The following is a 10,398-nucleotide window of genomic DNA, read 5'->3' on the forward strand; positions in this document are numbered from 1 at the left end:
GCTGTCGGCCGACACGCCGCTGAAGGATTCCGATTCGGCGAAAGCCTACCGACAGCGCTACCCGCAGGCTGCGGCGCGCCGCGTGCCCTTCGTCGGCACCGGCACCCACATGACCGGCGACACCTTCTTCCACGGCCCCGGCATGTCGAACCAAGCACAGTACATCGCGAAGCTGTAMGGAGCCGACGACTACGTGATCACCGAGATGGAGGCCGCCGCGATCACGCTCGTGATCAAGCGCCAGCACGGCACCGACCGCGTGATGAGCCTGCGCGGGGCGGTCAATTTCGACCAGGGCAATCCACGCGAGACGACGCTCCAGCACCTGGATCCGGCGCCGGGCGAAACCGCGGGCGGCTTTGCCGAAACGGTCGAGAACATCGAGCTCGTCGGCAGCCGCGTGGTCGATCACATCGTCGTCAACTGGCCGCAGTGGCAGGCCGGCGTTCCGGCGCTCACGCCGCGTTGAGAGCGGACTAAAACAGCGACGCGGTCCGGGTCGTCGATTCGTCGGCCGATGTCCCGCTGCGACGGCCGGCAGCTGCCGGCCGGACAGCAGGCTCTGCGGGCACTTCCCCGGCCCTGGCCAGCGTGCCCACGCGCACGCCGAGCAGCCGCAGCGGACGCTCCAATGGCACCCGCTTGAGGCATTGGCCCGCAATTAGCCGGATAGCCTTCGGGTCGGCCGTGAAGCCCTCGATGGTCTGGTCGCGGGTCGCGATCTTGAAGTCGCCGTAGCGCAGCTTGATGCCGATGGTCTTGCCGACGTAGCCCTTGCGCTGAAGGTCTTCGGCCAGCTTCTCGCACAGGTGGGTGAAGATGGCGCCGAGTTCGGCCCGGTCGCGCACCGCGTGCAGGTCGCGGTCGAAGGTGGTCTCGCGGCTCATCGATACCGGCTCGCTCTCGGTGACCACGGGCCGTTCGTCGCGGCCCCAGGCGACCTCGTGCATCCAGGCGCCGGTGGCCTTGCCGAAGTGGGCGATCAGCCAGTCGCGATCTTTCGCCGCGAGTTCCCCGATGGTGCGGATGCCATGGCCCTGCAGCTTCTCGTCGGCCTTGGGTCCGATGCCGTTGACCTTGCGGCAGGGCAGGGGCCAGATGYGGGTTTGCAGGTCGTTCTCGAACACGATCGAGATGCCGTTGGGCTTGTCGAATTCACTGGCCATCTTGGCCAGCAGCTTGTTGGGCGCCACACCGATCGAGCAGGTCAAGCCGGTGGCCTGGAGGATCGATTTCTGGATCAGCCGCGCCAGCACGCGTCCGCCTTCGCGCTGGCCGCCCGGCACGTCGGTGAAATCGATGTAGACCTCGTCGACGCCGCGGTCCTCCATCAGCGGCGCGATCTCCGTGATGACCTGCTTGAAGCGGCGCGAGTACTTGCGGTACTCGTCGAAGTCCACCGGCAGGATCAACGCCTGCGGGCACAACTTGGCGGCCTTCATGAGCCCCATCGCGGAGCCGATGCCGAACTGCCGCGCCGCGTAGGTAGCGGTGGTGATCACGCCGCGGCCCGCATAGTCCTTGAGCAGTGGAAAGGCCGCCACCGGGATGTCGGCCAGCGTGCCGCCTTCGGGCAGGTTGCGCAGGGCCTCGTCGACCTTGCGCCGGCCGCCGCCGATCACCATCGGCAGGCCCTTGAGCTGCGGGTAGCGCAGCAGTTCGACCGAGGCGTAGAAGGCGTCCATGTCGAGGTGGGCGATGCGGCGGATCGGTGCGGGCGTCACGCCGGCCATTGTCGCCGCTGCGGCGCGGCCCGCGCTGACGCTGCGCTTCCGAATCTTCCAGGAGCGCCGAAAGAAGCTTGCGTTGCGCGGCTTGCCGGTGCCATCATCCGCCCCATGCAGACGCTCGCAACGATCCTCTGGCGCCGGCTCGGGCAGCCGGGTCATGACGTCTGCCGGCTCGAGCGCGCGGGCGACAACTGGCAGATCGATGGCGGAGCCGCGTTTCGCCATGAGGACGGAAGGGTCGCTCAGCTGCACTACCGCCTGCGCTGCGATCGCGCCTGGCACACCCAGTGGGGCACGGTGCGCGGCTGGCTCGGCAGCGAGGCGATCGACCTGTCGATCGTCCACGACTCCCATGGCGGCTGGAAGCTCAACGACGTGCCGGTGGCGGAGCTCGGGCACTGCGTCGATCTCGACCTGGGCTTCACGCCGGCGACCAACCTGCCGCAGCTTCGGCGGTTGCATCTGGCACTCGGCGAGGCCGCCGAGGCGCCGGTGGCCTGGCTCGACCTCGATGGCGGCGGCCTGACCGAACTGCGGCAGCGCTACGAGCGGCGCAGCGACGGCGAATACTGGTACACCGCGCCACGCTTCGACTACGAGGCGTTGCTGGAAGTCACGCCGGACGGCTTCGTGCGGCGCTACCCGACGCTCTGGGAAGCGGAAGACTGACCCACCCGTCAAGGCCCTTCAGTGGTCGTGGCGCAAATAGATCGCCTGCCGCGGCAGGCGCCAGGCGACAGCGAAGGCCAGCACCATCATGCCGGTCACGTACCAGAGGAAAGCGCTCTCGTGGCCGAGCGACTTGAGGCCCAGCGCGACATACTCGGCCGAGCCGCCGAAGATCGCGTTGGCCACTGCATAGGCCAGGCCGACACCGAGAGCGCGCACTTCCGGCGGAAACAATTCGGCCTTCACGATGCCGCTGATGGAGGTGTAGAAACTCACGATCGCCGGCGCCATGATGATCAGGAGGAAGGCCGTGAAGGGGCTCGTGACGCTCTGCAGCGCGGTCAGGATCGGCACCGTCGCAAGCGCACCCAGGCCGCCGAACAGCAGCATGTTGTTGCGCCCCGGCCGATGCGGTTGGACAGCGCGCCGAACAGCGGCTGCATGCACTTGTAGACGAACAGTGCGACGTCATCACGTAGCTGGTGGTCTTGATCGGCAGGCCGACCGTGTTGACCAGGTACTTTTGCATGTGCTCGAGGATCACGATCACCAGCACCGCCAGAAGCTGGCCACCGATCAAGGTGACGTACTGGAAGGACGAGAAGAAGCCGCGCTGGCCGCGCAGGGCGACTTCGCTCATGTAGGTGGCGGTGGTGCCGTATTCGCCGTCGACCGACAGCCCTGGAACAGCCGGCAGACCAGCAGCAGGAAAGGCGCCCAGGCACCGATGGCGGCGTAGGTAGGCAGTGCAGGCGATGGCCAGCGAGCCGGCGCACATCATCGTGACCGAGGTCAGCATCGAGGTGCGGCGCCCGTGCGGTCGGCCACGCGGCCGAACAGCCAGCCGCCGATCGGCCGCATCAGGAAGCCGGCGGCGAACACGCAAGCGGTGTTGAGCAATTGCGCCGTCGGGTCGGACTTGGGGAGGAACGAGGGCGCGAAATAGAGCGCGCTGAACGCGTAGACGTAGAAGTCGAACCACTCGACCAGGTTGCCCGAGGAGGCGGCCATGATCGCGAAGATGCGGTGGTGTTTTTCTTCAGAGGTGTAGTGGCGGAGGGAGGCGGCGGGATCGACGGCGGCTGCCGCCCCGCGGCGGACGCAGCGGAACTCATGGGGAAGTGCCTCTTCGAGTGTGTTTATGGCACTCCCGATGATGCCGCGAGGCCGTGGCCGGCGCTGTCAGCCGGTACCGCGCTTCACATGCGAGGCCTCCCTGGAGTCTTTCAGAAGGTGCCGGGCAGCAGGATGCTGGAGTCGACCTGGTCGATCTGTGTGCGGCCGCAGAAGGCCATCGTGAGGTCGAGTTCGCGCTGGATGATCTGCAGCGCGCGGGTCACCCCGGCCTGGCCGTAGGCGCCCAGGCCGTAGAGGAAGCTGCGGCCGATCAGCGTGCCGTGGGCGCCCAGGGCGCGCGCCTTGAGCACGTCCTGGCCGCTGCGGATGCCGCCGTCCATCCAGACCTCGATCTCGGTGCCGACCGCCTCGGCGATCGCCGGCAGCGCCGCGATCGAGGACGGGGCGCCGTCGAGCTGGCGGCCGCCGTGGTTCGAGACGATCAGGGCGTCGGCCCCGCTGGCCGCCGCCAGGCGCGCGTCCTCGACGTCCATGATGCCCTTGAGGATCAGCTTGCCGCCCCAGAGCTTCTTGATCCACTCGACGTCGGCCCAGCTCAGCGTCGGGTCGAACTGCTCGGCGGTCCAGGAAGACAGTGAGGACAGGTCCTTGACGCCCTTGGCGTGGCCCGCGATGTTGCCGAAGGTGCGGCGCCGGGTGCCCAGCATGCCCATGCACCAGCGCGGCTTGGTCGCCAGGTTGATCAGGTTCTTGAGCGTCGGCTTGGGCGGCGCCGTGAGGCCGTTCTTGATGTCCTTGTGGCGCTGGCCGAGGATCTGCAGGTCGAGCGTGAGCTGCAGCGCGCTGACGTTGGCGGCACGGGCGCGTTCGATCAGGCGCTCGATGAAGTCGCGGTCGCGCATCACGTAGAGCTGGAACCAGAACGGATGGCGGTCGGTCTTCTCGGCGATGTCCTCGAGCGAGCAGATGCTCATGGTCGAGAGCGTGAACGGGATGCCGAAGTCCTTGGCGGCGCGCGCCGCGAGGATCTCACCGTCGGCATGCTGCATGCCGGTCAGTCCGGTCGGGGCGATGGCCACCGGCATCGCGACTTCCTGGCCGATCATGGTGGTGCGGGTCGACCGGCCTTCCATATTGACCGCCACGCGCTGACGCAGCTTGATCTTTTGAAAGTCGCTTTCGTTGGCGCGGTAGGTGCTCTCGGTCCAGGCGCCGGAATCGGCGTAGTCGTAGAACATGCGCGGCACGCGGCTCTTGGCGATGACTCGCAGGTCTTCGATGGTCGTGATCTTGGACAGGTCTGGCACGAGAAAGGGCTCCTGGGTTCTATGGCTGCGCAACGCCTATTATCTTCGGGACCGCGCGCGCCCCTGTAACCACTGCACCAAGGCGGCACGGCTGTTGCTTGCATCTGGTGCACCCAACCGACAGGAGCACTCGCAATGAACCGCAACGACGTCACCGAGAAGATCATCACCGTGAAGGTGGCCAAGGGCATCCAGTGGGCCGACGTGGCGAAGAAGGTCGGACTGTCGAAGGAGTGGACCACCGCCGCCTGCCTCGGCCAGATGACACTCGACGCCGCGCAGGCCAAGGTGGCCGGCAAGATCTTCGGCCTCACGGCCGAGGAGCAGAAGTGGCTGCAGGTGGTGCCGTACAAGGGATCGCTGCCGACCCCGGTGCCGACCGATCCGCTGATCTACCGCTGGTACGAAATCGTGAGCGTCTACGGCAGCACGATCAAGGAGCTGATCCACGAGGAGTTCGGCGACGGCATCATGAGCGCGATCGACTTCAGCATGGACATCCAGCGCCAGGCCGACCCGAAGGGCGACCGCGTGAACGTGGTGCTGTCGGGCAAGTTCCTRCCGTACAAGACCTATTGAGAGAGGGTCGCCAGCAGTTATTGGGGCATCGGCGCAGAATCCCTCGTCCATCATCGACGGGGAAATATTTCATGCGGATCCTGGTAGTGGGCGCGGGTGCGCTCGGCGGGTATTTCGGCGGCAGGTTGCTCGAGGCCGGGCAGGACGTCACTTTCTTGCTGCGGCCCCGGCGCGCGGCGCAACTGGCGGAGACCGGCCTGGTGATCAAGAGCCCGAAGGGCGATCTGACGCTGCCGGCGCCGCCTTCGGTGCAGGCCGATGGCCTCGGTGGACCGTACGACGTGGTCGTCGTCGGCTGCAAGGCCTACGACTTGGCGGAGACGATGGAATCATTCGCGCCTGCTGTCGGACCCGAGACGGCCATTCTTCCATTGCTGAACGGCATGCGCCATCTGGATCTGTTGGGCGATCGCTTCGGTACCGAACGCGTGCTCGGCGGCCTGTGCATGATCTCGGCCTCACTCGACGAGGAGGGCAGGGTGCTGCACCACAACGACCTGCATGGCCTGACTTATGGCGAGTTCAGCGGCGCGCGCTCGGCGCGCGTACAGGCGCTCGAGACCGCCTTCGCCGGCGCGAATTTCGATGCCCGCGCCTCCGGCAACATCCTGCAGGACATGTGGGAGAAGTGGATGTTCATCGCCTCGGCCGCCAGCATGACCTGCCTGATGCGCGCGACCGTCGGCGACATCGTGCAGAGTGGCAGCACCGATGTCGCCGATGCGGTGGTGGACGAATGCGCCGCCATCCTGGCCCACAACGGTTTTGCGCCGCGTCCCGAATCGCTGGCCCGGGCGCACGCCATGCTGGCGGTCAAGGGCTCGCTGATGACGGCCTCGATGTTCAAGGACATCGAACGCGGCGCGGCCATCGAGGGCGACCATATCGTCGGCGATCTGTTGCGGCGCGGTGCGGACGGCGGCAAGCGGATGTCGCCGCTGCGCATCGTCCACGCGCACCTGCTGGCCTACGAGGCGCGGCGAGCCCGGGAATCGAGCCACGGCTGAAACCTGTACTATTTGAGCTGGCAGAAGGGCCAGCCTTCGATGCCGGCCCAGATGCAGGCGCGAATCCAGGCCACCACGATTTGCGGGTCCTGCCTTTGCGGCACGGTTGTCATCTTGATCAGCATCACAGCCTCCATTTGAAGTGTGGAAGCGAACTCCCATGCTTGAAGGTATAGCTCCGGCGAGCCGGCTCGGACAGCAGTCCGAAGCTTGCGACCGCGTGGGCCGTGGCGCGGGATGGCTGTACGCCGTTTGTCGGTGGCATGCCGTCGGTCGGGGCTGACAGGCGTCGGACGCTTCCTCAGCGCTTCGCGCTCGCCACCACGCCGGCGCCGCGCACCTCGAGCCTGAGCTCGTCGGCCACCTGGCCGCGGGCATCGAGAAGCTGCACCACGTGCCGCCCGGGCCAGGGCAGCCATTGCGCGCGGGTGCCGCGCGCGAAGAGCTTGCCGTCGATGCGCCATTGCACGCCGCGGCCCTCGGCCTCGAAGCGCACGCGCTGGCGGCTGGGCGGAATGTCGGGGTCGAGCGCGATGATCGTGCCGTCCGCCGGCGCCGTGATGCGCGGCGTCGCTTCGGCCGCCAATGCTTCCGGCGCGATCGCAAACAGCGGCTGCTCGGTGCCCGAGATGAACCATTCGCTGCGGCTCGCCTCCAGTTCGTCGCCGAAGCGTACGCGCGCCTGCACCACGCCGAGCGGTGGCGCCGGCGCCCGGCTCGGCTCGCCGCGATGCAGGAAAGCCATCGTCTGCGCCCAGACCGGCGCCGCGCCGCTGGTGCCACTGACCTCCCACATCGGTGCGCCGCTCGCATTGCCGATCCAGACGCCGACCGTGTAGCGCTGCGACCAGCCGATCGCCCAGTTGTCTCGCATGTCCTTGCTGGTGCCGGTCTTCACGGCGCTCCAGAAGCGGGTGCCGAGCACGCTGTCGAGGCCGAAGGTGCGGGCGCGAGCGTTCGGGTCGGCCAGGATGTCGCCGACGATGAAGGCGGCACGGGCATCGATGGCGCTGTCATTGCCTTTCGAAGTGGAGGCAGGGCCGGGCAGGTAGCGGATGTCGCCGAAGCGGCCGCCGTTGGCCAGTGTCCGGTAGGCATTGGTCAGCGTCAGCAGCGAGACCTCGGCACTGCCGAGCGCCAGGCTGTAGCCGTAGTAGTCGCCATTCTGTGCCAGCGGCATGCCGGCCGCGCGCAGCTGGCGCGCAAAGGCTTCGGGTGACACCATCACCAGCGTGCGCACCGCCGGCACGTTGAGCGAGGCCGCGAGCGCGGTGCGGACCGAGACGGTGCCCTTGAATTGCCGGTCGTAGTTCTGCGGGATGTAGAGGCCGCCGGCGGTGTTGATCTGCGCCGACGAATCGTCGAGCAGCGAGGCCGCCGTGAGCCTGCGCTCGGCGATCGCCTGCGCAAACAGGAAGGGCTTGAGGGTCGATCCTGGCTGCCGCTGCGCGAGCACGCCGTCGACCTCGGCGGCGCGGCTCAGCGCTCCCGAGGAGCCGACCCAGGCAAGCACCGAGCCGCTGGCGTTGTCGAGCACCACCAGCGCGCCGTCTTCGACGTTGCGCCCGCGCAGTTCGCGCAGCTGGCGCTGCAGTGCATTGAGCGCGAAGCGCTGCAGCGGTCCATGCAGCGTGGTGCGGATGGGCTCCCGCGTAGTGCCGGCGTCCCTCAAGGCGCGACGTGCCAGGTGCGGTGCGATCCCTTCGCTCGATTCGAAGGCGCGCCGCTGCAGCGCTGCGCTCGCGAACATGTCGAGCGCGGCGCAGTCCGGCCTGCTGTCGGGCGCCATCGCCCGCATCAGTTCGCAGGCGCGCTGTGCGACCAGCGAGGGCTTGGCGTTGGGGGCCCGCACGAGCGCCGCGGCGACCGCCGCTTCGCGCGCATCGAGCCCGTGCGGCGCCTTGCCGAACAGCGTGCGCGCGAGAGCGTCGATGCCGACGATCTCGCCGCGGAAGGGCACCAGGTTGAGGTAGGCCTCGAGGATCTGGTCCTTGCGCCACTGCCGTTCGAGMTGCTGGGCCGCGACGGTCTGGCCGAGCTTCTGCGCCAGGCTGCGGCCACTGCCAGCACGACGCAGCTCGTCGCCCAGCAGGCCGGCGAGCTGCATCGTGATCGTGGATGCGCCGCGGGTCCGGGTGTTCCAGAGATTGCCCCAGGCCGCGGCCGAGACCGCGCGCCAGTCGACGCCGCTGTGTTCGTAAAAGCGCTTGTCCTCGCTCAGCAACATCGCGCTGCGCAGGGCCGGCGAGATGTCGGCGAGCGCGATCCAGTCGCCGCGCCGCACGCTGGTGTCAGTGCGCACCCGCTGCAGCAGCACGCCGTCGCGGTCCAGCACCGCGGTGTCGGACGGGCGGAAGTCGCGCCGGACCTCGTCGAAGCCGGCGAGATCGGAGAGGGCCCAGGCCGGCGCCGCGACCACGGCGGCCAGCGCGATGGCGAGCGGGCGCAGCCAGTGCGTCATGGCACTCCGAGCAGGTACTTCCTCGCGGGGGCGTGCGGCTCGGCCTTCATGTCTGTTCCAGTCCTTCCATGTGCCGGCAGATTTCGYCCGGCGTGGTGAACCATAGCGCGCCGCGGTCGCGCAGGCCAGCAAGGTGCGAGAGCGCGCGGCGCAGGTGCCGCAGCCGATACGGCTGGCCGACGATGTACGGGTGCAGCGCCAGACCCATCACCAGTGGCTGGCGGCGCGACTGCTCGAGCATTTCGTCGGCGTTGTCGATGACCATGGCGGCGAAATCCTTGGCGTCCATCTGGCGCGCGATGATCATCGGAATGTCGTTAAGCTCCTGCGGATAGGGCACCGACCACAGCGTGCGGCCGCTGCGGGTGCGCATGCGGATCGGCTGGTCGTCGTGGCACCAGTTGAGGGTGTAGCGGTAGCCGGCCTCGGCCAGCAGGTCGGGCGTCAGGCGGCTTTCGGAAATCCAGGGCGACAGCCAACCGGCCGGGGCCTGGCCGCTTTCGATGCGTATCCGCTCGCGGCAGTCAGCCAGCAGCGCCGCTTCGTCGGCCTCGGCCATGTCGGCCTGGCGCTCGGAGTTGCTGTGGCCGTGGCCGATGAGCTCGTCGCCGCGCGCCACCGAGGCCGCGACCAGTTCGGGGCAGTGGTCGTAGAGCGCTGTGTTGAGCAGCGTGCTCGAAGGCAGGCCCAGGCTGTCGAACAGCTCGAGGCAGCGCCAGGCGCCGACGCGATTGCCGTATTCGCGCCAGGAAAAGTTCAGCACGTCCGGATGCGGATGTGCCGGACCGATGCATGCGCCCATGCCCTCCCCAAAGGCGAAATGCTCCAGGTTGAAGCCCAGATAGACCGCCAGGCGGGCACCGTTGGGCCAGGCATGGTCGGCGCGCCGCGTGATCGGCAGGTAGTCGAAGCGGCCGTGCGCGGGCAGCGGGCCGAGGTAGCGGGCAGTCATTCGGGTTTCCTGGGGCGGCGGCGGGATGCCGGATGCGCGAATGAATTATCCCGATTCGACGGCGTCCGACCGCACATCCGGTAACCGGCTTTCACGTATCTGCGCTTTGTCGACAACCCCTGGACATCGGCTCGGCCGACCATGGGCTCTCCCGGTGGAATCGTTCCATCGAATCCCAGGAGATCCACATGAAATGCCTCGCACTCGTTCTCGCCGCCCTGACGCTCTCGGGCTGCGTCGTCGTGCCCTACGACAGCTATCGACCGCCGCCGCCGCGCGGCGCCTACATGGACCGCGACCGCGACGGGGTGCCCGACCGCTACGACCGCCGCCCCGGCAATCCGTACCGCTACTAAGACTAAGAAGCGCTATCCCGTATGAGCCAGCGCAGGAACATCGCAGCCCAGGTCTTGAAGTCGTTTTTTCATAAGGCGGCGGATGGTTTTGGTGCGATCTTGGCGATCGAAGTGTTCGCTGCCCAAGTCGCTGTACTCGGTGCCGTCGCGAAGAATGTGGTACGCGGCGGTGAGCATGGAAGCGGCCACGGCGAGGATGGCCTTCTCGGCACCACGGCGTGCCTTGATGCGCAGGAACTGCGCTCGCAGGTAGCTGGTCT

11 protein-coding genes and 2 pseudogenes are annotated in these 10,398 nt (G+C 67.8%); 5 read left to right on the top strand and 8 right to left on the bottom strand.

What is annotated here, in order from left to right; all coding sequences use genetic code 11:
- Positions 1-469, top strand: a 469-nt coding sequence (locus tag AC1DY5_RS27570; protein WP_478116555.1) for a nucleoside phosphorylase-I family protein, incomplete at its 5' end; no start/stop codon positions are given.
- Between the two features lie 7 nt (positions 470-476).
- On the opposite strand, the gene AC1DY5_RS27575 is transcribed toward AC1DY5_RS27570, so the two are convergent.
- Positions 477-1,733, bottom strand: coding sequence for a Y-family DNA polymerase (locus AC1DY5_RS27575; RefSeq protein WP_478116557.1), 1,257 nt, complete (start codon positions 1,731-1,733; stop codon positions 477-479).
- 105 nt (positions 1,734-1,838) lie between these two features.
- On the opposite strand from AC1DY5_RS27575, the gene AC1DY5_RS27580 reads away from it, so the two are divergent.
- A complete protein-coding gene (locus AC1DY5_RS27580; RefSeq protein ID WP_478116559.1) occupies positions 1,839-2,399 on the top strand; it encodes a putative glycolipid-binding domain-containing protein in 561 nt (186 codons plus the stop codon).
- An 18-nt stretch (positions 2,400-2,417) separates the two neighbouring features.
- Here AC1DY5_RS27580 and AC1DY5_RS27585 read toward each other — a convergent pair whose 3' ends face one another.
- The 4 genes and pseudogenes from AC1DY5_RS27585 to AC1DY5_RS27600 form a co-directional block, all read right to left on the bottom strand.
- Positions 2,418-2,789 (bottom strand): hypothetical protein, encoded by a 372-nt coding sequence (locus AC1DY5_RS27585; RefSeq protein ID WP_478116560.1) that lies wholly within the window; start codon positions 2,787-2,789, stop codon positions 2,418-2,420.
- 190 nt (positions 2,790-2,979) lie between these two features.
- Positions 2,980-3,198, bottom strand: a pseudogene (locus AC1DY5_RS27590) (alpha-ketoglutarate permease); the annotation flags it as partial.
- Positions 3,192-3,410 carry a hypothetical protein gene (locus AC1DY5_RS27595; protein ID WP_478116562.1) on the bottom strand — a complete coding sequence of 73 codons (219 nt, stop codon included), beginning with the start codon at positions 3,408-3,410 and terminating at the stop codon, positions 3,192-3,194. The pseudogene AC1DY5_RS27590 and the gene AC1DY5_RS27595, both read right to left, overlap by 7 nt.
- 215 nt (positions 3,411-3,625) lie before the next feature.
- Positions 3,626-4,783 carry an alpha-hydroxy acid oxidase gene (locus AC1DY5_RS27600; RefSeq protein WP_478116564.1) on the bottom strand — a complete coding sequence of 386 codons (1,158 nt, stop codon included), beginning with the start codon at positions 4,781-4,783 and terminating at the stop codon, positions 3,626-3,628.
- Between the two features lie 135 nt (positions 4,784-4,918).
- On the opposite strand from AC1DY5_RS27600, the gene cynS reads away from it, so the two are divergent.
- On the top strand, positions 4,919-5,362 hold the full coding sequence (gene cynS / locus AC1DY5_RS27605; protein WP_478116565.1) for a cyanase: 444 nt from the start codon (positions 4,919-4,921) through the stop codon (positions 5,360-5,362).
- Positions 5,363-5,433: 71 nt separating this feature from the next.
- Positions 5,434-6,369 (top strand): 2-dehydropantoate 2-reductase, encoded by a 936-nt coding sequence (gene panE / locus AC1DY5_RS27610; protein WP_478116567.1) that lies wholly within the window; start codon positions 5,434-5,436, stop codon positions 6,367-6,369.
- A 301-nt stretch (positions 6,370-6,670) separates the two neighbouring features.
- Here panE and pbpC read toward each other — a convergent pair whose 3' ends face one another.
- Complete coding sequence (gene pbpC / locus AC1DY5_RS27615) at positions 6,671-8,830, bottom strand: penicillin-binding protein 1C (protein WP_478116568.1); 2,160 nt, start codon at positions 8,828-8,830, stop codon at positions 6,671-6,673.
- Between the two features lie 46 nt (positions 8,831-8,876).
- Entirely contained in the window at positions 8,877-9,782 is a 906-nt protein-coding gene (locus AC1DY5_RS27620; protein ID WP_478116570.1) for a polysaccharide deacetylase family protein, read from the bottom strand.
- A 188-nt stretch (positions 9,783-9,970) separates the two neighbouring features.
- Between AC1DY5_RS27620 and AC1DY5_RS27625 the strand changes: the two genes are divergently transcribed.
- The gene (locus AC1DY5_RS27625) at positions 9,971-10,138 is read left to right on the top strand and encodes a hypothetical protein (protein ID WP_478116571.1); all 168 of its coding nucleotides are present in this window, start codon (positions 9,971-9,973) and stop codon (positions 10,136-10,138) included.
- A 12-nt stretch (positions 10,139-10,150) separates the two neighbouring features.
- On the opposite strand, the pseudogene AC1DY5_RS27630 reads toward AC1DY5_RS27625, so the two are convergent.
- Positions 10,151-10,398 (bottom strand): annotated as a pseudogene (locus tag AC1DY5_RS27630) (IS110 family transposase); the annotation flags it as partial.

It is taken from the genome of Variovorax sp. P4_D9, assembly GCF_056401695.1.